Below are 23615 nucleotides of genomic sequence, written 5' to 3'. Positions count from 1 at the left end.
ACTTGTATAAATTGGACGCGAATGGCGGAAAAGGCAAAGAACGCGTCTAAATTCATCAATCGACCGAAAATCCGAACGACAAGAATAGAGCCGTCGGCAGCCATGCTCTGGACATGCTGGAAACCCAGACGCGGCGGGCCTCAAGCGTTGATTGCCGCCCTTTATTCTTCGTCACGGATGCTCTATGTCGAACACCCAGCCATTCTTCTCGCAGCCCCTCGCCGAGCGCGACGCGCCGGTCCGCAGCGCCATCCTGAAGGAACTCGAGCGACAGCAGTCGCAGGTCGAGCTGATCGCGTCGGAAAACATCGTGTCGCGCGCGGTGCTCGAAGCGCAGGGCTCGGTGCTGACCAACAAGTACGCGGAAGGGTATCCGGGCAAGCGCTACTACGGCGGCTGCGAATTCGCCGATGAAGTCGAGGCGCTCGCGATCGACCGCGTGAAGCAGATCTTCAACGCCGGCTACGCGAACGTGCAGCCGCACTCGGGTGCGCAGGCGAACGGCTCGGTGATGCTCGCGCTCGCGAAGCCGGGCGATACGGTGCTCGGCATGTCGCTCGACGCGGGCGGCCACCTGACGCACGGCGCGAAGCCGGCGCTGTCGGGCAAGTGGTTCAACGCGGTGCAGTACGGCGTGAACCGCGACACGATGCTGATCGACTACGACCAGGTCGAGGCGCTCGCGCACGAGCACAAGCCGAACCTGATCATCGCGGGCTTCTCCGCGTATCCGCGCAAGCTCGACTTCGCGCGCTTCCGTGCGATTGCCGACAGCGTCGGCGCGAAGCTGATGGTCGACATGGCGCACATCGCGGGCGTGATCGCCGCGGGCCGCCATGCGAACCCGGTCGAGCACGCGCACGTCGTCACGTCCACCACGCACAAGACGCTGCGCGGCCCGCGCGGCGGCTTCGTGCTGACCAACGACGAGGACATCGCGAAGAAGATCAACTCGGCCGTGTTCCCGGGCCTGCAGGGCGGCCCGCTGATGCATGTGATCGCCGGCAAGGCGGTCGCGTTCGGCGAAGTGCTGCACGCGGATTTCAAGACCTACATCGACCACGTGCTCGCGAACGCGCAGGCGCTCGGCGAAGTGCTGAAGGCGGGCGGCGTCGATCTCGTCACCGGCGGCACCGACAACCACCTGCTGCTGGTCGACCTGCGGCCGAAGGGCCTGAAGGGCGCGCAAGTCGAGCAGGCGCTGGAACGCGCGGGCATCACCTGCAACAAGAACGGCATCCCGTTCGACACCGAGAAGCCGACCGTCACGTCGGGCATCCGCCTCGGAACGCCGGCCGGCACGACGCGCGGCTTCGGCGTCGCGGAATTCCGCGAAGTCGGCCGCCTGATCCTCGAGGTGTTCGACGCGCTGCGCGCGAACCCGGAAGGCGACCACGCGACCGAACAGCGCGTGCGCCGCGAGATCTTCGCGCTCTGCGAGCGCTTCCCGATTTACTGACCGACACCTGACAAGACCAGAGACTGGAGCGAGAGGCAGATATGAGCACGCTGCATCAGGACAGCATCATCATCGACGGACTGAACATCTCGAAGTTCGAGAAGCCGGTGTTCGAAGACATGCGCAAGGGTGGCATCACGGCCGCGAACTGCACGGTGTCGGTGTGGGAGAACTTCACGAAGACCGTCGACAACATCGGCGTGATGAAGAAGAAGATCCGCGACAACAGCGAGTTGCTGACGCTGGTTCGCACGACGGAAGACATCTTCCGCGCGAAGAAGGAAGGCAAGACCGGCGTGATCCTCGGCTTCCAGAACGCGCATGCGTTCGAGGACAACCTCGGCTACATCGAGGCGTTCGCCGACATGGGCGTGCGCGTCGTGCAGCTCTGCTACAACACGCAGAACCTGGTCGGCACCGGCTGTTACGAGCGTGACGGCGGGCTGTCGGACTTCGGCCGCGAAGTGATCACCGAGATGAACCGCGTCGGGATCATGGTCGACCTGTCGCATGTGGGCGGCAACACGTCGTCCGAAGCGATCGCGTTCTCGAAGAAGCCCGTGTGCTATTCGCACTGCCTGCCGTCGGGGCTGAAGGAGCATCCGCGCAACAAGAGCGACGCACAGCTGAAGGAAATTGCCGATGCAGGCGGCTTCGTCGGCGTGACGATGTTCGCGCCGTTCCTGAAGCGCGGGATCGAAGCGACGATCGACGACTACATCGAGGCGATCGACTATGTCGTGAACCTGATCGGCGAGGACGCGGTCGGCATCGGCACGGATTTCACGCAGGATTTCGCGAAGGAATTCTTCGACATGCTGACGCACGACAAGGGCCGCTATCGCCAGCTGACGAACTTCGGCAAGGTGATCAACCCTGACGGCATCCGCACGATCGGCGAATTCCCGAACCTGACCGCGGCGATGGAGCGTGCGGGCTGGAAGGAATCGAAGATCCGCAAGCTGATGGGCGAGAACTGGGTGCGCGTGTTCAAGGACGTGTGGGGCGCGTAAGCGCCGCCAGCCGAACCCGCAGCGATTCAACACAAAGAAGATCGGGACGTGCCCGCGCAAGCCGCGCGGGCGCGCGGACGATGACATGCCTGCGCCCGAGCCGCGCGGCGATTTTTCCTCACGGAGTCACCACGATGCAACCGCAACTGCCGATCAACGTCGATCCCGATACCGGCGTCTGGACCACCGACGCGCTGCCGATGCTGTACGTGCCGCGTCACTTCTTCACGAACAATCACGTCGCCGTCGAGGAAGCGCTCGGCGTTCAAGCGTATGCCGAGATCCTCTACAAGGCCGGCTACAAGTCCGCGTACCACTGGTGCGACAAGGAAGCGAAGCAGCATGGGCTGACCGGCATGGCCGTGTTCGAGCACTACCTGAAGCGCCTGTCGCAGCGCGGCTGGGGGCTGTTCTCGATCATCGAGGCCGACCCGGCCAGCGCGCGCGCGAAGATCGAACTGCGCCACTCGTCGTTCGTGCTCCAGCAGCCTGGCAAGGAAGGCAAGCTCTGCTACATGTTCGCCGGCTGGTTCGCCGGTGCGATGGACTGGGTGAACGATACGACGCCGGAAGGCAAGGGCGCGCCGCGTGCGCAGTCGAAGGAAGTGCAATGCGCGGCCGAGCACCACGATCACTGCGTGTTCGAAGTGTCGCCGCTCTCGCACTGAAGCACTGACGCAGCGAAGCACTGAAACACCGAAACAGAACTACACCCGCAACACGAGACACACGAACGCCAGAGGTCGCCTGCGATGCGTTATCCCCACCTGTTCAAACCCATGCAGCTGAACCAGTTGACGCTGCGCAACCGGATCGTCAGCACCGCGCATGCGGAGGTGTATGCCGAGCCGGGCGGCCTGCCGGGCGACCGCTATATCCGCTACTACGAAGAAAAGGCGAAGGGCGGCGTCGGCCTCGCGATCTGCGGCGGGTCGAGCCCCGTGTCGATCGACAGCCCGCAGGGCTGGTGGAAATCGGTGAACCTGTCGAACGACAGGATCATCGATCCGCTCACGCGGCTGGCCGACACGATGCACAAGCACGGCGCGAAGATCATGATCCAGGCGACGCACATGGGCCGCCGCTCGTCGTTCCATGGCGAGCACTGGCCGCACCTGATGTCGCCGTCGGGCGTGCGTGAGCCCGTGCACCGCGGCAACGCGAAGATCATCGAGATCGAGGAAATCCGCCGCATCATCGGCGATTTCGCGGCGGCCGCGAAGCGTGTGAAGGCCGCCGGCATGGACGGCATCGAGATCTCGGCTGCCCACCAGCACCTGATCGACCAGTTCTGGAGCAAGCGCTCGAACCATCGGACCGACGAATGGGGCGGCAGCCTCGAAAACCGCCTGCGCTTCGGCATCGAGGTGCTGACGGCCGTGCGCGAGGCGGTCGGCAAGGATTTCTGCGTCGGCCTGCGGATGTGCGGCGATGAATTCCACGAGGACGGCCTCGACCACGAAGCGCTGAAGGAAATCGCGCAGGCGATGTCGGAGACGGGCCTGATCGACTACCTGAGCGTGGTCGGGTCGGGTGGCGACACGCACAACACGATCGCCAACTGCATGCCGCCGATGGCATTGCCGCCGGAGCCGTTCGTGCACCTCGCGGCCGGCATCAAGTCGGTGGTGAAGATTCCTGTGATGCACGCGCAGAGCATCCGCGATGCGGGCCAGGCCGAGCGCCTGCTCGCCAACGGGATGATCGACCTGGTCGGCATGACGCGCGCGCAGATCGCCGATCCGCACATGGTGATCAAGATCCGCGACGGCCGCGAGGACGAAATCAAGCAGTGCGTCGGCGCGAACTACTGCATCGACCGCCAGTACAACGGCCTTGACGTGCTGTGCATCCAGAACGCGGCCACGTCGCGCGAAGCGACGATGCCGCACATCATCGAGAAATCGCGTGGCCCGAAGCGCAAGGTGGTGGTGGTGGGCGCCGGCCCGGCGGGCCTCGAGGCGGCACGCGTCGCGAAGCTGCGCGGCCACGACGTGGTGCTGTTCGAGAAGAACGCCGAAGTGGGCGGGCAGGTGATGATCGCCGCGAAGGCGCCGCAGCGCGAGCAGATGTCGGGGATCATCCGCTGGTTCGACATGGAAACCAAGCGCCTCGGCGTCGACCGCCGCCTGGGCGTGGCTGCCGACGAGAAGATGATCATGGCCGAGAAGCCGGACATCGTCGTGCTCGCGACGGGCGGATCGAGTTTCACGTGGCAGGTGCCGGGCTGGGGCGTGGCCGAGGGCCTCGCCGTCAGCTCGTGGGACATCCTGACGGGCAAGGTCGAACCGAAGCAGAACGTGCTGCTGTTCGACGGCGTGAGCACCCATGCGGGCGCAGGCGTCGCCGACTTCATGGCGAGCCGCGGCTCGAAGGTCGAGGTCGTCACGCCGGACGTGAAGGTGGCCGACGATTGCGGCGGCACGACGTTCCCGATTTTCTATCGCCGCCTGTATGCGCTCGGCGTGATCCCGACGCCGAACACCATGCTCGACCGCGTCTATGAAGAGGACGGCAAGATGATCGCCGTGCTGCGCAACGAGTACACGGAAGAACTGGAAGAGCGCGCGGTCGACCAGGTGGTGATCGAGAACGGTTCGTCGCCGAACGACGAGCTGTACTGGAAGCTCAAGCCGGAATCGCTGAACCGCGGCCAGATCGATCCGCACACGCTGTTTGCGGCCGAGCCGCAGCCGTGCCTGTCGGAAGAGCTCGGCAACGGCCGTTTCCTGCTGTTCCGTGTCGGCGACTGCATCTCGATGCACAACGTCCACGGCGCGATCTACGACTCGCTGCGTCTCGTGAAGGATTTCTAACGCCATGAATCCGTCCTTCCTGATTACCGCATTGCTGTGGCTGTCGGTGGCGGGGCTCGCGTTCGCGGTTGCGAAGCGCTCGTCGTACTGGCGGCTCGGGCGGGCCACCGCGCCCGGCGCGTTTGGTGTCGCGAACCTGTTTGCGATTCCGAAGCGTTATTTCGTCGACCTGCACCACGTGGTCGCGCGCGACCCGTATATCGCGAAGACGCACGTCGCGACCGCGGGCGGCGCGATCGCCGCGCTCGCGCTGGTGTTCGTCAACTATGGCCTCGCGATCTATTCGCCGTGGCTCGACAAGCTGATTTTCCTCGCGGCGCTCGCGATGCTGGTCGGCGCGGTGTTCGTGTGGCGCCGCCGCGCCGCGCGGAACGTGCCGGCCCGGCTGTCGCGCGGCCCGTGGAATACGCTGCCCTGGCTGCTCGGCTCGTTCGCACTCGGCCTCACGCTGTACGTGGTGGTGCCGGCCGGCGCGATGTCCGGCGCGTTCGCGGTGCTCTGCGCGGTGCTGATCGGCATCGGTGCATTCGCGATGACGTTCGGCGCCGCGAAGGGCGGCCCGATGAAGCACGCGATCGCGGGCCTGCTGCACCTCGCGTTCCACCCGCGCCAGGAGCGTTTCGCTGCGACGCGCGAATCGTTCACCGGTAATGGCACCGCCACGCCGCCGACCGCGCTGAAGCTGCCCGACATCGAGCAGCAGGAATACGGCGTCGCGAAGCCAGTCGAGTTTCGCTGGAACCAGCTGCTGAGCTTCGACGCATGCGTGCAGTGCGGCAAGTGCGAAGCCGCGTGTCCCGCGTTCGCATCGGGCCAGCCGCTGAACCCGAAGAAGCTGATCCAGGATCTCGTCGTCGGGATGGCGGGCGGCAGCGATGCCGCATACGCGGGCAGCCCGACGCCGGGCATCGCGGTCGGCCAGCATCACGGCGAGCCGAACGGCCCGATCGTGTCGGGCCTGATCGAAGCGCAGACGCTGTGGTCGTGCACGACCTGCCGCGCCTGCGTGCAGGAATGCCCGATGCTGATCGAGCACGTCGACGCGATCGTCGACATGCGCCGCAACCAGACGCTCGTGCATGGCACGGTACCCGGCAAGGGCGCGGAGGTGCTCGCGAACCTGCGCGAGACGGGCACGATGGGCGGCTACGACACGGCCGCGCGCTACGACTGGTCGGTGGACCTGAGCGCGCCGGTCGCGCAGCCGGGCCAGCCGGTCGACGTGCTGTTCGTCGCAGGCGAGGGTGCGTTCGACATGCGCTACCAGCGCACGCTGCGCGCGCTCGTCAAGGTGCTGAACAAGGCCGGCGTCGACTACGCGGTGCTTGGCGGCGGCGAGACGGACACCGGCGACGTCGCACGCCGTCTCGGCGACGAGGCGACGTTCCAGCAGCTCGCGAAGCGCCTGATCGGCACGCTGTCGACGCTGTCGTACAAGCAGATCGTGACGGCCGACCCGCACGTGATGCACAGCCTGCGCAACGAATATCGCGCGCTCGGCCTGCGCGTGACGGTCAAGCATCACACGACCTATCTCGCCGAACTCGCCGCGAGCGGCAAGATCGCGCCGAAGGCCGTCGAAGCGCTGCGCGAGAAGCGCACGACGTATCACGACCCGTGCTATCTCGGCCGCTACAACGGCGAGACGGACGCGCCGCGCGCGCTGCTGAAGACGATCGGCATCCAGGTCGTCGAGATGGAGCGCAACGGGATGCGCGGCCGCTGCTGCGGTGGCGGGGGCGGTGCGCCGCTGACCGACATCCCCGGCAAGCAGCGCATTCCGGACATCCGCATCGCCGACGCGCGCACGATCGGCGCAGAGGTGGTCGCGGTTGCCTGCCCGAACTGCACGGCGATGCTCGAAGGCGTCGTGGGCCCGCGCCCCGATGTGCTCGACGTGGCCGAACTCGTCGCCGCTTCGCTGGAGTGAGTGAATCGATGAACACGATCAAACGAATCGATCCGCGCCGGCCGTTCATCATCACGGCGGCAGGCCTGAAGCGCATCACGCTCGGCGAGACCGGCAGCGCGGACGCGAGCGCCGCGCACTGGTCTGCCCATGCACACGGCGCCGCGGCCGCGAAGCCGCGCCGCGCGGTGCAGGATCCGAAACACGTGCTGCTTGCGGTCGCGCACAGCGAGCGCGGCGCGCTTGACGACCACGCGCGCCAGGCGATCGCCGCCGCCGCGCTGCTCGCCGATGAGCAGACCGAAGTCGCGCTGCTGGTGTTCGGCGAACTGAAGGACGACGCGGCCGAACTCGGCGTCGACAAGCTGATCGAGCTGACCGGCTTCGACCGCCGCGCGTTCGCGCCCGAAAGCGAATTGCAGGCATTGCAGGCGTGCGTCGCGGCGCTCGCGCCGAAGCATGTGTTCGTGCCCGACAACGCGACCGGCGACGGCGATCTCGGCCGGCGCCATGCGGCGGCGGCCGGCGCGAGCGTCGCGACCCACGTGGTCGAGCTCGACGCGCGGCACGTCGGCGCGTATGCGCAGGCAAGGCGCGCATTCGCGACCCGCGCGCTGCCGGACGTGATCCTGCTCGCGCCGAACGCGGTGGACCCGAAGCTGCCGTTCGTCGGCGCGGGAGCGCGCCTCGCCGGAGACTTTATCCGCCCGGCGGCCGACGCCGGCGCGCCTTACCGCGATCTCGGCCTCGAGGAACTCGACGCCGCGCAGGTCGCACTCGAAGAAGCGGATTTCATCGTGTCGGCCGGCAACGGCGTGACCGACATCGGCGCGTTCGAGCGCCTGGCCGGCGCGTTTGGCGCTGCGATCGGCGCGAGCCGCGTCGCGGTCGACAACGGCCACTTCACGCGCGACAAGCAGGTTGGCGCGACCGGCAAGACGGTCGACGCGAGCATCTACATCGCGTTCGGCATCTCGGGCGCGGTGCAGCACCTGCAGGGGATCAAGGACTGCCGCCATGTGATCGCGGTGAACCTCGACGGCAGCGCGCCGATTGCGAAGCGCGCGAACCTGACGGTGGTCGGCGACGCGCAGGCGACGATCTCCGCGCTGATCGAGCAGGTCCAGGCCGCGCGGGCTGCGCGCGGCGTACCGCCGGCGGAGGCCGGCGCCCGTGAACCGGAAGGAGCCGCAGCATGAACGCCCCCCGACTGTTGAAACGCATCGCTGTGCTGGTGTCGGTCGGCCGGCATCCGGTCAGTGGCGCGCCGCGCTACAGCCGCAACGACGCGGCTGCGCTCGAGCTGGGCCGCACGCTGGCCGAACGCCATCACTCGCAGCTCGACGTGATCCACGCGGGCGATCCGATCACGCCGGCGCTGGCCGAATACCTGGCGCTCGGCGCGCGCGAGGTCGAGGTACTGACCTGCCGCGACGGCGACGATGCCGCGCATGCGCTTGCCGCACGCGTCGAGGGCTACGACCTCGTGCTGACCGGCACGCGTGCCGAGGGCGCGTATGACACCGGGATGCTGCCGTATCGCGTCGCCGCTGCGCTCGGCTATCCGCTCGTCGGCTCGGCCGTCGACGTGACGATCGACGCGGGCCGCGCGGTGGTCCGGCAATTCTTGCCGAAAGGATTACGCAGGCGTGTGGACGCCGCGCTGCCGGCCGTCGTCGCCGTGCATCCGCTCGCGAACGCGCAGCCGCGCTATGCGTATGCGCGGCTGAAGGCGGGCACGGTACGCCCGGTGCGCGTGTCGCCCGGTCAGGACGCCGACGCGGCCGCGTGGACGGTCGGCGCGATCGAGCGCAAGCCGGTGAAGCTGGTCGCTGCCGAGAAGCGCTCCGGGCATGCCCGGATGCTGTCGGCGACGACCACCGAAAGCCGTGGCGGGAACGTCGTAAATGAAGGGAGTTCGGTCGAAAAAGCACAAGTGATCCTCGCGTATTTGCGCGAGCATCAGCTCATCGACTACTGATTTTGATGCCTGTCGGCAAGAACCCAGGGACGCAAGGAATCCGGAGCAAACGATGAAAGTATCGGCAGACATTCGTGCACTGATCGAGCGGCGCAAGGAAGGTTACAGCCTCGAGGCACCGTTCTACACGAGCGACGAAGTTTTCGCGCTCGACATGGAGGCGATCTTCCGCCAGCACTGGATCCAGGTGGCGGTCGAGCCTGACGTACCCGAACCGGGCGACTACGTGACGGTGGAACTGGGGACCGATTCGATCCTGATCGTGCGCGACGACGACATGCAGATTCGCGCGTTCCACAACGTGTGCCGCCATCGCGGCGCGCGGCTGTGCAACGAGGACAAGGGTTCGGTCGGCAACATCGTGTGCCCGTACCACAGCTGGACCTACAACCTGACCGGCCAGCTGATGTTCGCCGAGCACATGGGCGAGCAGTTCGACCGCTGCAAGCACAGCCTCAAATCGGTGCACGTGCAGAACCTCGCGGGCCTGATCTTCGTCTGCCTCGCGGACGAGCCGCCGGCCGACTTCGAGCAGCTGCGCGCAGCGATGGAGCCGTACCTGCTGCCGCACGACCTGCCGAACACGAAGATCGCCGCGCAGATCGACATTATCGAGGAAGGCAACTGGAAGCTGACGATGGAGAACAATCGCGAGTGCTATCACTGCGTCGCGAACCATCCGGAGCTGACGATTTCGTTGTACGAATACGGTTTCGGCTACCAGCGCTCCGACGCCAATGCCGAGGGCATGGACGCGTTCGCGGAGACCTGCATCCGGCGCGGGAAGGAGTGGGCCGAGATGGGCCTGCCGTCGGCCGAGATCGAGAAGCTGCTCGACGTGACGGGTTTCCGCACGCAGCGCCTGCCGCTCGACCGCAGCGGCGAATCGCAGACGCTCGACGCGAAGGTCGCGTCGAAGAAGCTGCTCGGCGGCTTCGACAAGACCGATCTCGGCGGGCTGTCGTTCTGGACGCAGCCGAACTCGTGGCACCACTTCATGAGCGACCACATCGTCACGTTCTCGGTGATCCCGCTGTCGGCCGGCAAGACGCTCGTGCGCACGAAGTGGCTCGTGCACAAGGACGCGAAGGAAGGGATCGACTACGACGTGAAGAACCTCACGGCCGTGTGGAACGCGACGAATGACCAGGACCGCGCGCTCGTCGAGTTCTCGCAGCGCGGCGCGACGAGCAGCGCGTACGAGCCGGGTCCGTACTCGCCGTACACCGAGGGCCTCGTCGAGAAGTTCTCGGCGTGGTACATCGAGCGGCTCGCCGAGCAGGTCGGCACGGCGCAGAAAGCGTAAGACGTAGAAGCGTAAAGCGGAGCAAGACATGATGCGAGATGCGGCGAATTTCGAGCCGACCGACAGCCGGGTCACGCGCCCGGAGTTCTGGAACGCTATCCCCGAGCGCTGGACGAGCGACGTCGAGGAAACGCTGGTGTGCTGCCAGGTGCGGCAGGAAACGCACGACGTGAAGAGCTTCTTCTTCCGTTCGCCGCAGGGCCGCGCGTTCTCGTTCGAGCCCGGGCAGTTCATCACGCTCGAGCTCGACATCGACGGCGAGACGATCAACCGGTGCTACACGATCTCGTCGTCGCCCGCGCGGCCGCACACGATCTCGATCACGGTCAAGCGCGTGCCGGGCGGCAAGGTGTCGAACTGGCTGCACGACAACCTGCAGCCGGGCGCGTCGATCCGCGTGCTCGGCCCGGCCGGTGAGTTCACCTGCGCGCGGCATCCGGCGCGCAAGTACCTGTTCCTGTCCGCCGGTTCCGGCATCACGCCGCTGATGTCGATGAGCCGCGCGCATCACGATCTCGCCGAGGATCGCGACATCGTGTTCGTGCACAGCGCACGCACGCCCGACGACATCATCTTCGCGCGCGAGCTCGACCTGATCGCGTCGAATCACACGAATTTCCGCACGTCGTTCGTCGTCGAGCGGGTCGGTGCGCGCACCAACTGGCCGGGCGTGACGGGCTTTCTGTCGCTGTCGCTGCTGAAGCTGATCGCGCCGGATTTCATGGATCGCGAGATCTTCACGTGCGGCCCCGCGCCGTACATGAAGGCTGTGCGCGACCTGCTCGACGAAGCCGGGTTCGACCGCAAGCAATATCATGAGGAGAGCTTCTCGTTCGAGACGCTCGCAGAGACCGCGAGCGCCGAACTGGCCGCCGATCTCGCGCCTGCAGCAGACGGCGACGCGGCGGCGACGCAGTTCACCGTCAGCTTCGCGAAGAGCAACCGCGAGATCGTCTGCGGCTCGGCGCAGCACGTGCTGGACGCGGCCCGCCAGTCGGGCGTGCGTCTGCCGGCGTCGTGCACGCAGGGCATGTGCGGCACCTGCAAGGTGAAGCTCGTGTCGGGCCAGGTGGAGATGAAGCACAACGGCGGGATCCGCCAGCGCGAGATCGATCAGGGGATGGTGCTGCTCTGCTGCAGCAAGCCGCTGACGGACCTCGTGATCGACAAGTAGCCGCCGGCGTCGCAGCGAGACAAGCGCACGTCGGAAAACAACGATAACGCGGAATTGTGGTTGAAGAACCTAGAGAGGCAACGCGCTTTGGCGCACATCAAGGAGATCGACCATGCAGGTTTTCGGAAAATTGTTGTGGGCCGGCGCGATGTCGGCGATGGTGGCGTTGAGCGCGTCCGCGCTCGCGGACACGAAGCCGACGCTGAAGATCGGCTACGTCGAGGGCTGGGATGATAGCGTCGCGACGTCGAACGTCGCCGCGCGCATCATCGAGAAGAAGCTCGGCTATCAGGTGCAGCTCGTGCCGGTCGCGGCCGGCGTGATGTGGCAAGGTGTCGCACGCGGCGATCTCGACGCGACGCTGTCCGCGTGGCTGCCGGTCACGCACGGCGCGTACTGGGATCAGTACAAGGCCAAGGTGGTCGATCTCGGCGCGAACTTCAACGACGCGAAGATCGGGCTGATCGTGCCGGACAGCGTGAAGGCGAAGAGCATCGACGACCTGAACGCGGAGAAGAGCGACTTCGGCGGCCGGATCGTCGGCATTGACGCGGGCGCGGGCGTGATGCGCAAGACCGACGAAGCGATCAAGAGCTACGGCCTCAGTTATACGCTGATGCCGAGCTCCGGCAGCGCGATGACTGCCGAACTGGCCCGTTCGATGCACGCGAACAAGCCGGTGATCGTGACGGGCTGGGCACCGCACTGGATGTTCGCGAAATGGAAGCTGCGCTTCCTCGAGGATCCGAAGAAGGTCTTCGGCGGCGCGGAGCACGTCGACAGTGTCGCGAATCCAGGCCTCGAAACGAAGGCGAAACCGGTCGCGGCGTTCCTGAAGAAATTCCAGTGGAAGCCGGGTGAAATCGACAGCGTGATGCTCGCGATCCAGAACGGCTCGAAGCCGGATGCGGCCGCCGACGCGTGGATTGCGGCGCACGGTGACCGCGTGAATACGTGGGTCGACGGCGCGCAGTAAGTCGTTACAAGAAACTACGAAAAGAGACATCCGGGATTGGTCGTCAGGAAACCGAATTAATTGTTTCAATGAACGTCCATATCCCGGAATTATTTTTTTGATTCTGCAAAAAAGCGAAAAAGTTGTTACACTGCGTCGCTTGTGCGGAGTCATCACAGGAGGATTTGGATGAGTCAGGCAGGACTGCGTGCGAATAGCACCAGTGATGTTGGGGCAACCATCTCACATGATTCGACGGGCCACACGCTGCAACGTGGCCTGACTTGGAAAGATGCATTCTGGGTAACGAGCGGCGTGCCGGCGGGCGTGCTGTTCACGATCGGCGGCGTATGCGCGACGATCGGCCAGCCCGCGTGGGCGATCTGGATCGCCGCGATCACGATGGGGCTGATTCAAAGCGCGACTTATGCGGAAATTTCCGGGCTGTTTCCCCATAAATCGGGCGGCGCGTCGGTGTATGGCGCGATCGGCTGGGTGCGTTACAGCAAACTGATTGCCCCGGTATCCGTGTGGTGCAACTGGCTCGCGTGGTCGCCGATGCTCGCACTCGGATGCGGTCTCGCGGCGAGCTACGCGCTGACGAGCCTCTTTCCCGCCGATGCGGCGGTGCTGCACTGGCAGTTCAAGCTTGCAGACCTAAGCTTCATCAAGCCGGGCCTGTCCCTGCGGATCAACGCGACGTTCATCATCGCGACGATTCTGCTTCTCATCACGTTCAGGCTGCAGCACAGCGGTGCGTCGAAGGCCGCGCGCACGCAGCGCATTCTCGGCATTGCGTCGCTGACGCCGCTGCTAATCGTCGGCATCGTGCCGTTCGTGACCGGCGACGTGCCGATGTCGAACCTGCTGCCGCTGTTGCCGCTCGGCCACGATGCGCAAGGCAACCTGACCACCGCGACGTTCGGCTCGTGGAACGGCCAGGGCGTCGTGATGGCGCTCGGCGCGATGTTCATGGCGGGCTGGGCGTCGTACGGCTTCGAGACGGCCGTCTGCTATACGCGCGAATTCCGCGATCCGCGCCGCGATACCGCGAAGGCGATTTTCTGGTCGGGCGCGCTGTGTCTTGTCGTGATGACACTCGTGCCGATGGCGTTCCAGGGCGCGCTCGGCACGCAGGCGATGCTCGATCCGGCGATCGGCGACGGCACCGGTGTGGCCGCCGCGATGGCGAAGATCGTCGGCGGCGGCGCATGGGTCGCGAATGCGGTTGTCGTGATGCTGATGCTGTCGATCCTGCTGATCGTGATGACGTCGATGATGGGCTCGTCGCGCACGCTGTACCAGGCGTCGGTGGACGGCTGGCTGCCGAAATACCTGTCGCACGTGAACGAGCACGGCTCGCCGACGCGTGCGATGTGGACCGATCTCGGCTTCAACCTCGTGTTGCTGATGATGTCGGACTACATGACGGTGCTGTCGATCTCGAACGTCTGCTACATGCTGTTCGTATTCCTGAATCTTCAGTCCGGCTGGATCCACCGGATGGATCGCGGCAACTGGGAGCGGCCGTTCCGCTGCCCGGCGTGGCTGCTCGTCGCGGGCTCGCTGTGCGGCTACGCGAACCTCGTGTATGTCGGCGCGGGCGCGAACCTGCAGGGCGACGGCACGCTGCGCAACGGGCTGATCGCGATGCTGCTGATCGTGCCGGTGTTTCTGTATCGCCACTACTGGCAGGATCGCGGGCGCTTCCCCGCGCAGATGCAGCGCGATATGGAACTCGAAGTGCCGAAACGCAGCATGTGGCTCAATCTTGCGCCGTATGCGGCGCTGGTCGGGGCCGCGCTGACGATCTGGCTGTCGTATTACTTTGCGTGGGTGAAGTAAGCGTGAAGTAAGCGACGTATAGCAGGCGAAGCGATTCTCGCGCCGGACACGGAAACCGCACACGGGTCCGGCGCGAGGAACGCTTCGCGCGACAGCGAACGGCATGACAAAGTGAAATGGAAACGATGAAGGCCCGACCGGCTTGCCGCCGGTCGGGCCTTCATCGTTACGACACTGACTAGCGCTTACTGAAACACCACCGTCCGATCCCCATTCAAAAACACCCGTCGCTCGATAAACGCCTTCACCGCACGCGCGAGCGTGATGCATTCGACGTCGCGACCAACCGCGAGCAGTTGCTCCGGTCGATACGCGTGATCGACGCGCTCGACGACCTGCTCGATGATCGGGCCTTCGTCGAGATCGTCGGTGACGAAGTGCGCGGTCGCGCCGATCAGCTTCACGCCGCGCGTATGCGCCTGGTGATACGGCTTCGCGCCCTTGAAGCCGGGCAGGAACGAGTGATGGATGTTGATTGCGCGGTTCGCGAGCTTTGCGCTCGTTTCCTGCGACAGAACCTGCATGTAGCGCGCGAGGATCACGAGCTCCGCGCCGCTCGTCTCGAACACGTCGAGCCATTGCGCTTCCTGCTGCGCCTTCGTTTCGGCGGTGATCGGGAAATGGCGGAACGGCAGCCCATGCTGCACGGCGAGCGGTTCGAAGTCCGGATGGTTCGACACGATGCCGACGATGTCCATCTTCAGCTCGCCCATCCGCCAGCGGAACAGCAGGTCCGCGAGGCAGTGCTCGAGCTTCGACACCATGATCATCACCTTCGGCCGCGCGTTGACGTCGTGGATCGCCCACTGCATGTCGAAACCGCCGGCGATCGGCGCGAACTCCTGCCGCAGCGCGTCGACGCTGAGCGTTTCGTCGGTCGGATGAAACACGCAGCGCACGAAGAAGCGGTTGCTGAGATCGTCGTCGAACACGTTCAGCGCATCGACATAGCAGCGATGGCGGTCGAGAAAGCCGACGACGGCGGCGACCTGGCCGGCCGCGCTCGGGCACGACAGCGTCAGGACGAATTGTTCGGGGCGTTGGACGTCGCTCATGGGGCTCCTCTGGTCTCGGTGAGCGCTCTGCGACCGCACACGGCGTGCCGCATGCTGCAAAGCGCGATGCTGAAGTAAATCAGGCCAGATTTGGAGCGGATAGAACTTACCCGCCGTGTGGCTGGTATCGGCGCGTCAGCGTGTGAGCGACGGAATGCCCGGAAAGGCGCCGGCCGGCCGCCGGCCGCGATGCATGCCGCGCGCGGACTTCACGCACCTGCGCACGCGTCGAGCAGCCAGCGGCGGAACACCGGCGCCGCGCTCGGCTCCGGCCGCGACGGCGGGCGCACCAGGAAATACCCGCGCGGCGTGACGACGGGTGCATCGACGAGCTTCACGAGCTGTCCCGATGCGACGAGTTCGTCGACGAGCGGCGTCCAGCCGAGCGCGACGCCTTCGCCGATCAGCGCCGCGTGGATCACGAGCGCATAGCTGTTGAAGGTCACGCCGTGCGCGGCCGCCGGCGCGGCGAGGCCGTGCGCGTCGAACCAGCCGCGCCACGACAGCCAGCGCTCGGGCCGGGTCGGCTGCACGTGCAGCAGCGGCAAGTCGAGCAGGTCGGCCGGCTGCGCAACCTGCGGATGCGCGGCGCGGAACGCAGGCGAGCAGACCGGCGTGACCGTCTCCGGAAACAGCCGCGCCGCGGTGCACGACGGCCAGTGACCGTCGCCGAACAGGATCGCGATGTCGGCGTGGTCGCGCTGCGCGTCGAAATCCTGCGACGTGACGACCCGCACGTCGACATTCGGCATCACGCGCTTCAGCCCCGCGAGGCGCGGCATCAGCCAGTAGGTTGCGAAGCCGAAATCGGTGACGAGCGTGAGCGTGCCGTGCTCGCGCCGCGCGCGCAGGTTCGCGGTCGCGGTGCGCAGCGTGTCGAGGCTCGCGCGGACGGCTTCGTACAGGCATTTGCCGTCGTCGGTCAGCGTGACGCCACGCGGGCTGCGTTCGAACAGCGGCACGCCGAGTTCGGCCTCGAGCTGGAATACCTGCTGGCTGACGGCAGGCTGCGTCGAGCCGAGCTCGCGCGCGGCGGCGGTGAAGCTCGCGAGGCGCGCGGCCGATTCGAACGCGCGCAGCGCCTGCATCGACGGCAACGGGTCAGGTTTCGACATAAGCATCTCTAATGGGCCCATAAGGGCCGGCCGCCTTCCCGGGCGGGTTTCGGCGGGCAATAGTGCAGTCGGGCGGCGCGAGGCGCGGCACCGTGCACAAGGCTTGCGGCCATTCTAGCGAGTCATGGCGGTGTCCCGCACGATTTCCGCCGGCCGGCTCCGTTACTGCAGACGAACGGGTGCCGACGCGGCGCGCACGCTCCCGACATGAACCGACCTTGACCCCGATCGCCCATGACGAAGCCGACCCCCAACCTCCTGATCCTGATGGCCGACCAGCTGACGCCGTTTGCGCTGCCGGCCTACGGCAACCGCGTCGCGCGCACGCCGACGCTCGACCGGCTCGCCACGCAAGGCGTCGTGTTCGACGCCGCGTACTGCGCGAGCCCGCTGTGCGCGCCATCGCGCTTCTCGCTGCTGACGGGCAAGCTGCCGTCCGCGATCGGCGCGTACGATAACGCCGCCGAATTGCCCGCGCAAACGCTGACGTTCGCGCACTACCTGCGTGCAGCCGGCTACCGGACCGTGCTGTCCGGCAAGATGCACTTCTGCGGTCCCGATCAACTGCATGGCTTCGAGGAGCGGCTGACGACCGACATCTATCCGGCCGACTTCGGCTGGGTGCCCGACTGGGACCATCCGGCCGAGCGGCCGAGCTGGTATCACAACATGAGCTCCGTGCTGGACGCAGGGCCGTGCGTGCGCACCAACCAGCTCGATTTCGACGACGAAGTCGCGTTCGCCGCGCGCCAGAAGCTGTTCGACCTCGCACGCGAACGGGCCGCGGGGCACGACGCGAGGCCGTTCTGCATGGTCGTGTCGCTCACCCATCCGCATGACCCTTATGCGATTACGCGCGACTACTGGGACCTGTACCGCGACGACGAGATCGACATGCCGGCCGTGCGCCTCGGGCTTGCGGACAGCGATCCGCATTCGCGGCGGCTGCGCGCCGTCTGCGAAAACGACCGCACGCCGCCGACCGACGCGCAGATCCGCGCCGCGCGCCATGCGTACTACGGCGCGACGTCCTACGTGGACACACAGTTCGGCAACGTGCTGGCGGCGGTCGATCAATGCGGCTTCGCGGACGACACGATCGTGATCGTCACGTCGGACCACGGCGACATGCTCGGCGAGCGCGGGCTCTGGTACAAGATGACGTTCTTCGAAGGCGGCTGCCGCGTGCCGCTGATCGTGCATGCGCCGAACCGCTTCAGCGCGGCGCGCGTGACGGGGCCCGTGTCGCACGTCGACCTGCTGCCGACGCTCGTCGAGCTCGCGGGCGGCGTGCCGGACGGCGGCTGGCCGGACCCGGTGGACGGCGCGAGCCTCGTGCCGCACCTGCGCGGTGCGCCCGCGCACGACGTCGCGCTTGGCGAATACCTGGCCGAGGGCGCGATCGCGCCGATCGTGATGATTCGGCGCGGCGACTGGAAATACGTGCATTGCCCGGCCGATCCCGACCAGCTCTATCACCTGAAGGACGACCCGCGCGAGCTGGACAACCTGGCCGGCGCGCCGCACGCGGCGGACGTGCTCGCGGCATTCCGTGCGGAAGCGGCCGCGCGCTGGAACCTGCCCGAGCTGCATCGTCAGGTGCTCGCGAGCCAGCGCCGGCGGCGTTTTCATTTCGCGGCGACGACGCAGGGGCGGATCCACGCATGGGACTGGCAGCCGTTTACGGATGCGAGCCAGCGCTACATGCGCAACCACCTCGAACTCGACACGCTCGAGGCGATGGCGCGCTTTCCGCGCATCGCACGCTGAGCGGCGCGTATTTCGGTCACTGATCCCGATTACTGAACAGGAGCGGACGATGAAGCGATATCGCAACGCAGCACGAACGATCGCCGGTGCCATATGCGCCGCCGTACTCTGCATGACGGCGGCCCGCGCGGCCGAGCCGCAGGCCTGCCGCGACGTGCGGATGGCCGGGCCCGGCTGGACCGACATCGACGCGACCAACGCGATGGCGGGTGTCGTGCTGAAGGCGCTCGGCTACCGGCAGGACGTGTCGAACCTGTCGGTGCCGATCACCTACCAGGGGCTCAAGAAAGGGCAGGTCGACGTGTTCCTCGGCAACTGGATGCCCGCGCAGGGGCCGCTCGTGAAGCCGTTCGTCGAAGCGCGCGCGATCGACGTGCTGCACGCGAACCTGACCGGCGCGAAGTTCACGCTGGCGGTGCCGGACTACGTCGCCGCGGCCGGCGTCCGCACGTTCGCCGATCTCGAACGCTACGCGGACCGCTTCGACGGGAAGATCTACGGGATCGAGCCCGGCGCGCCGGCGAACCAGAACATCAAGCGGATGCTGGCCGACCATGCGCTCGGCTCGGCGAACTGGTCGCTCGTCGAATCGAGCGAGACCGGGATGCTGACGCAGGTCGAGCGCGCGGTGCGCGACAAGCGCTGGATCGTGTTTCTGGCGTGGGAGCCGCACCTGATGAACACGAAGTTTCACCTGACTTATCTCGCGGGCGGCGACACGTACTTCGGCCCGAACTACGGCGGTGCGACGGTCAATACGGTCGCCCGCGCGGGCTTTGCCGACCAGTGCGCGAACCTTGCGCGGCTGTTCCGGCAGATGACGTTCACGGTCGGCATCGAGAACCGGATGATCGCCGACATGCTGGACAACAAGACGCCGCCCGCGCTCGCCGCGCAGCATCTGCTGCAGGCCGAGCCGTCGCTCGTCGCGGGCTGGCTGGATGGCATGACGACGGCCGCCGGCGCCCCCGGTCTGCCGGCCGTGCGGGCGACGCTGGACGGCCACTGACGCGCTGCGGGGGCCGGCCGCCGGCCATCCGTGTTTTCCCGACCGGTCGTAACCAGACCATTTGATGTCGCCTTCAGACGGGCCACGCGAAATATGGGTTCGTATTTTTCATCCATGGCGTCGCCATTGCGAAAAGCGAAATGGCGAATCCGTCAGACGTACTGAATTCGAATCAAGCGGCACGCAGTGCCGCGAATGAGGTCTGGGGTTCTTTCCATCGAACGGTCAGGGAGGGTAGTCGACAATGCAGAAATCGAAAGTTGCCGTGGCAGCCGCGCTTGCATGCGCGGCGTGTGTTCCCGCAATCAGCCATGCGCAGAGCAGCGTGACGTTGTACGGGATCCTCGATGCGGGCATCACCTACGTGTCCAATACGGGCGGTGCGCACGTCGTGAAATTCGACGACGGCGTCGCGTACGGCAACCGCTTCGGGCTCAAGGGCACCGAGGATCTCGGCGGCGGCCTGAAAGCGGTGTTCACGCTCGAAAGCGGCTTCCGTCTCGGCACCGGCCAGCTCGGCTTCGGCGGCGCCGAATTCGGGCGGCAGGCGTATGTCGGCCTGCAGAACGACTGGGGCACGCTGTCATTCGGCAACCAGCTTGACATCACCAATGAACTCGTGTCGATCTACAACATCTCGGCGTGGGGCAGCGGCTACGCGATCCACCAGGGCGACTTCGACCGCTTCAACGGCGACCGCCTGCCGAATTCGGTGAAATTCCTGTCGAACGACCTGAGCGGCTTCAAGTTCGGCGCGATGTATTCGTTCGGCAACGTTGCCGGCAACTTCCATCGCAACAGCGCATGGAGCGCGGGTGCGAGCTTCACGAAGGGCGACTTCTCGATCGGCGCCGCGTACACGCGCCTGAACAACCCGAACGGCATCTACGCGTTCGATCCGTACGCGATGATCGGCACGCACACGTTCCTCGGCCAGCAGACCGTCACCGTCGATCCGGCAACCGGCGAGCGCACCGACCTGTTCGCGAACACGCCGATGAACGTCGACAGCCAGGGCACGTTCGGCGTCGGGACGAGCTACACGATCGACAAGCTGACGCTGGACGCGAACTTCTCGTACACGACGATCAAGGGCTTCGGCCAGTCGTCGCACATGCAGTCGTACGAAGGTGGCGGCTCGTACCAGTTCACGCCGGCGCTGAGCCTGATCGCGGGCTACCAGCACACGCGCTTCGAGGGTCATCACTGGAACATGGGCAGCGCGGGCCTCCATTACCTGCTGTCGAAGCGCACCGACGTCTATATCTCCGGCGATTACCTGCGCGCGTCGCAAGGCGTCGATGCGGTGATCGGCTACAGCTTCACGCCGTCGACGACGCAGACGCAGGCCGACGTGCGCATCGGCATGCGGCATTCGTTCTAAGGGTTGCGGCGGCGACCCGGCATTACGTCTTCAGCGAGGTCTCTCTTTGGCGCGAACCTGGGTTCGCGCTTTTTTTTTTGCGGAGGGCTTCGCGGATTATCGACCGGTTGAATCCGCAGCCGAACCCGGACCGATGATGACGGTCGCGACGCATCGTCGGAGGCCGCGGACGCCGACCGCAGATGCCGACCTGCTGGAGCCGTTCGGACCTCCGAGAAGCGGACACTCGATAGCGACATCAGATCTCGACAGTGATCGACCGCATGACCAGGTAGCGCGGCAAGCTCCGGACTTCAGGCCGGAGAAGGAAAGCGCGGACGCCGAAGGCGTCCTTGACAACGCGTAAGTGGTAGCTGATACGCTCAGCCTATGCAACGTTTCCAGGCCTTCAAATTTGAACTGATGCCGACTGGCGAACAGGCGCGCGACATGCGCCGCTTCGCCGGAGCGTGTCGCTTCGTGTTCAACCAGGCGCTGGCGTTGCAGAAAGCGCGCTACGAGCAGGGCGAGAAGAAGCTGGGCTATGCCGGGCTGTGCAAGCAGCTCACCGGGTGGCGCAATGGCATGGAAACGCCGTGGCTCAAAGAGGCGCCGACGCATCCATTGCAACAATCGCTGAAGGATTTGGAACGGGCCTATACCAACTTCCTCTCCAAGCGGGCCGACTTCCCGCGCTTCAAGAAGAAGGGCCGGCGCGAGAGCTTTCGCTACCCCGATCCGAAGCAGATCAAGCTCGACCAGGCTAACCGCCGTATTTTCCTGCCCAAGCTCGGCTGGCTGCGCTATCGCAAGAGCCGGGACGTGCTCGGTACGCTGAAGAACGTCACCGTGAGTCAGGCCAGCGACAAATGGTTCGTATCAATCCAGACCGCCCGCGAAGTCGAGCCACCCGTGCCACTGGCGACCAGCGCCATCGGCATCGACGTGGGCATTGCCCGCTTCGCTACGATGAGCGACGGCGCGTTCCTTGCGCCGCTGAACAGCTTCAAGAAGCATGAGATGCGGCTGCGTCGCTACCAGCGCGCAATGAGCCGCAAGGTCCAATTCTCGAAGAACTGGCGAAAAGCGCAGGCCCACGTCCAGCGCATCCATACCCGCATCGGCAACGCTCGCCGCGACTACCTGCACAAGGCCACGACCACGATCAGCAAAAGCCACGCGATGGTGAGTATCGAGGACTTGCAGGTGCGGAACCTGTCCAGGTCAGCGGCAGGCAGTGTCGAAGCGCCGGGGAAGAACGTGAAGGCCAAGTCCGGCCTTATATGGGCGCCACCCATTTGCCAAGGAGAATTTGCGAGCTGGCGGATAGATCGGTTGCATCCTTATATTCGGCCCGTTTGTGGGGCATGCCCCTGGCCTCGATGGAATGCGCCGGTGGGGTCCTTATCTGAACATCGGGCTTGTGAGCCCGGCCGGACTTTCAGGTTGCGCTCACCGCGGTCTGACCTATATCGCCATCATGCATATCTGTCTTGAGCAAACCGTGGAGTTGGGAGTGTTGCGTTAGCCGGTGGGTTCGTTCATACCGCTCCTGCCGGCGAGTGATACGAGCGGCTGTGTGCCAGCAGTGCCCAGGCGATGCGCGCGTTGCGGTTGGCCTGGGCTACTGCAGCTTGGTTGGGGTGTTTTCGTTGCAGCAAGCGCCTGAGCCATGGATCGATTGGTGTCGTGCCACATCGCTGGATTCCCTGACACATGCGGATCACCGCCCGTGCTCCGTGGATCAGCAGGGTGCGCAGATACGGATCGCCTCTTTTGCTGATGTGCGCGAGACGTTGTTTGCCGCCGGAGGAATGTTGGCGGGGTACGAGCCCAAGGTAAGCGGCTAGATGCCGACCGCTGATAAATCCTTGGGCGTGGGTGCCGATGTGGCCGACCAAGGCCGTGGCCGTGAGCAAACCAATGCCAGGTATTTCTGCAAGCCGCTGACTCGCTTCGCTGTTGCGGTGCCATTGGCGGATCTGGGCTTCTATGACGGTGATCTTGCGCTCGAGCTGACGGAAGTGATCGAGTATCTCCATGAGCAATTGTCGCAGCGTTCCGGGCAATCCGTTGCTGGCGTCCTCGGCGAGTACTGGGATGTCGGCTAGGTGTGCAATGCCTTGCGGCAGAATCAAGCCGTATTCGCCGAGCAGGCCACGCAGGTGGTTGCTGAGTTGGGTGCGCATCTTGACCAGCAGTTGCCGACTCACGTGGAGGTGCAAAATACTTTGTTGCTCGATTGATTTGATGGCGACGAAACGCATGTTGGGTCTCTGCACGGCCTCGCATATGGCTTCGGCATCGTTCCGGTCGTTCTTGTTGGTCTTCACATAGGGTTTCACGAAACGCGGTGCCATCAGCTTCACCGTATGCCCCATTGATTCGAGCGTTCGCGCCCAATAGTGGGCGCCGCCGCATGCTTCCATGCCGATCAGGCAGGGAGATTGGCGAGCAAAGAACGTGGTCATCTGGGAACGACTCAGTCGTTTGCACAACACCGGATGCCCGTGCGCATCTACTGCGTGGATTTGGAACACATGCTTGGCGAGGTCAACACCTACAGCGCTAATATCCATTTTGGGTGCCTCCATTCGCGAGTTGGACGTCGCGCGTCAACTTTGGCACATCGATGCCGCGTCGGGTGGGTGGCGCCCATTCCATCTGAACCAGCGCATCCTCGACCAGGGCTGGTTCGAGTTCCGCCGCCAACTGGCATACAAGCTGGCGTGGAACGGCGGCTGGCTGATCGCCGTGCCGCCGCAGAACACGAGTCGGACCTGTCCCGCGTGCAGATGCGTGAGCGCGGACAATCGCAGGACACAGGCGCAGTTCGCCTGCGTTG

Annotated in this window: 18 protein-coding genes and 1 pseudogene; 16 read left to right on the top strand and 3 right to left on the bottom strand. The window is 65.5% G+C overall.

Features of this window, described 5'->3' with window-relative positions:
- The first annotated feature begins 184 nt into the window (after nt 1-184).
- The 11 genes from G3N94_RS25410 to G3N94_RS25360 all read left to right on the top strand — a co-directional run bounded on the left by G3N94_RS25410 (nt 185) and on the right by G3N94_RS25360 (nt 14458).
- Nucleotides 185-1459: a serine hydroxymethyltransferase gene (locus G3N94_RS25410; protein ID WP_205795306.1), complete on the top strand. Its 1275-nt coding sequence runs from the start codon at nt 185-187 to the stop codon at nt 1457-1459.
- A 41-nt stretch (nt 1460-1500) separates the two neighbouring features.
- A complete protein-coding gene (locus G3N94_RS25405) occupies nt 1501-2472 on the top strand; it encodes a dipeptidase (protein WP_205795305.1) in 972 nt (323 codons plus the stop codon).
- A 134-nt stretch (nt 2473-2606) separates the two neighbouring features.
- A complete protein-coding gene (locus G3N94_RS25400) occupies nt 2607-3140 on the top strand; it encodes a DUF5943 domain-containing protein (protein WP_205795304.1) in 534 nt (177 codons plus the stop codon).
- Between the two features lie 84 nt (nt 3141-3224).
- Complete coding sequence (locus G3N94_RS25395; protein WP_205795303.1) at nt 3225-5288, top strand: NADH:flavin oxidoreductase; 2064 nt, start codon at nt 3225-3227, stop codon at nt 5286-5288.
- Between the two features lie 4 nt (nt 5289-5292).
- On the top strand, nt 5293-7218 hold the full coding sequence (locus G3N94_RS25390; protein ID WP_205795302.1) for a (Fe-S)-binding protein: 1926 nt from the start codon (nt 5293-5295) through the stop codon (nt 7216-7218).
- An 8-nt stretch (nt 7219-7226) separates the two neighbouring features.
- On the top strand, nt 7227-8396 hold the full coding sequence (locus tag G3N94_RS25385) for an electron transfer flavoprotein subunit alpha/FixB family protein (protein WP_205795301.1): 1170 nt from the start codon (nt 7227-7229) through the stop codon (nt 8394-8396).
- Nucleotides 8393-9178: an electron transfer flavoprotein subunit beta/FixA family protein gene (locus tag G3N94_RS25380; RefSeq protein ID WP_205795300.1), complete on the top strand. Its 786-nt coding sequence runs from the start codon at nt 8393-8395 to the stop codon at nt 9176-9178. Before G3N94_RS25385 ends, G3N94_RS25380 begins: the two co-directional genes overlap by 4 nt.
- A gap of 52 nt (nt 9179-9230) precedes the next feature.
- Nucleotides 9231-10484 carry an aromatic ring-hydroxylating dioxygenase subunit alpha gene (locus G3N94_RS25375; protein ID WP_205795299.1) on the top strand — a complete coding sequence of 418 codons (1254 nt, stop codon included), beginning with the start codon at nt 9231-9233 and terminating at the stop codon, nt 10482-10484.
- Nucleotides 10485-10512: 28 nt separating this feature from the next.
- Nucleotides 10513-11658, top strand: a complete 1146-nt coding sequence (locus tag G3N94_RS25370; RefSeq protein ID WP_205795298.1) for a hybrid-cluster NAD(P)-dependent oxidoreductase — start codon at nt 10513-10515, stop codon at nt 11656-11658.
- A 112-nt stretch (nt 11659-11770) separates the two neighbouring features.
- Nucleotides 11771-12634, top strand: coding sequence for a glycine betaine ABC transporter substrate-binding protein (locus G3N94_RS25365; protein ID WP_205795297.1), 864 nt, complete (start codon nt 11771-11773; stop codon nt 12632-12634).
- A gap of 168 nt (nt 12635-12802) precedes the next feature.
- Nucleotides 12803-14458, top strand: coding sequence for an APC family permease (locus G3N94_RS25360; protein ID WP_205795296.1), 1656 nt, complete (start codon nt 12803-12805; stop codon nt 14456-14458).
- 185 nt (nt 14459-14643) lie between these two features.
- Here G3N94_RS25360 and purU read toward each other — a convergent pair whose 3' ends face one another.
- Nucleotides 14644-15513 (bottom strand): formyltetrahydrofolate deformylase, encoded by an 870-nt coding sequence (gene purU, locus G3N94_RS25355; RefSeq protein WP_205795295.1) that lies wholly within the window; start codon nt 15511-15513, stop codon nt 14644-14646.
- A 209-nt stretch (nt 15514-15722) separates the two neighbouring features.
- On the bottom strand, nt 15723-16628 hold the full coding sequence (locus G3N94_RS25350; RefSeq protein ID WP_205795294.1) for a LysR family transcriptional regulator: 906 nt from the start codon (nt 16626-16628) through the stop codon (nt 15723-15725).
- A 234-nt stretch (nt 16629-16862) separates the two neighbouring features.
- Here G3N94_RS25350 and betC point away from each other — a divergent pair, with 234 nt between their 5' ends.
- From betC to G3N94_RS25330, 4 genes are all read left to right on the top strand, one after another.
- Nucleotides 16863-18398 (top strand): choline-sulfatase, encoded by a 1536-nt coding sequence (betC, locus tag G3N94_RS25345; protein WP_205795293.1) that lies wholly within the window; start codon nt 16863-16865, stop codon nt 18396-18398.
- A 49-nt stretch (nt 18399-18447) separates the two neighbouring features.
- Nucleotides 18448-19407 (top strand): choline ABC transporter substrate-binding protein, encoded by a 960-nt coding sequence (gene choX / locus G3N94_RS25340; RefSeq protein ID WP_205795292.1) that lies wholly within the window; start codon nt 18448-18450, stop codon nt 19405-19407.
- 244 nt (nt 19408-19651) lie between these two features.
- Nucleotides 19652-20791, top strand: coding sequence for a porin (locus G3N94_RS25335; RefSeq protein ID WP_205795291.1), 1140 nt, complete (start codon nt 19652-19654; stop codon nt 20789-20791).
- A 369-nt stretch (nt 20792-21160) separates the two neighbouring features.
- Nucleotides 21161-22267 carry a transposase gene (locus tag G3N94_RS25330; protein WP_241022062.1) on the top strand — a complete coding sequence of 369 codons (1107 nt, stop codon included), beginning with the start codon at nt 21161-21163 and terminating at the stop codon, nt 22265-22267.
- Nucleotides 22268-22311: 44 nt separating this feature from the next.
- Here the strand turns inward: G3N94_RS25330 and G3N94_RS25325 are convergent, their stop codons facing one another.
- Nucleotides 22312-23349, bottom strand: a complete 1038-nt coding sequence (locus G3N94_RS25325) for an IS110 family transposase (protein WP_205795290.1) — start codon at nt 23347-23349, stop codon at nt 22312-22314.
- 85 nt (nt 23350-23434) lie between these two features.
- Here G3N94_RS25325 and G3N94_RS25320 point away from each other — a divergent pair.
- Nucleotides 23435-23615 (top strand): annotated as a pseudogene (locus G3N94_RS25320) (zinc ribbon domain-containing protein); the annotation flags it as partial.

The sequence above is a fragment of the Burkholderia sp. Ac-20353 genome (genome assembly GCF_017104785.1).
Classification (GTDB): Bacteria; Pseudomonadota; Gammaproteobacteria; order Burkholderiales; family Burkholderiaceae; genus Burkholderia.
Note: the sequence above shows the minus strand (reverse complement) of the source record. Positions and strands in the feature narration are given on the sequence as shown.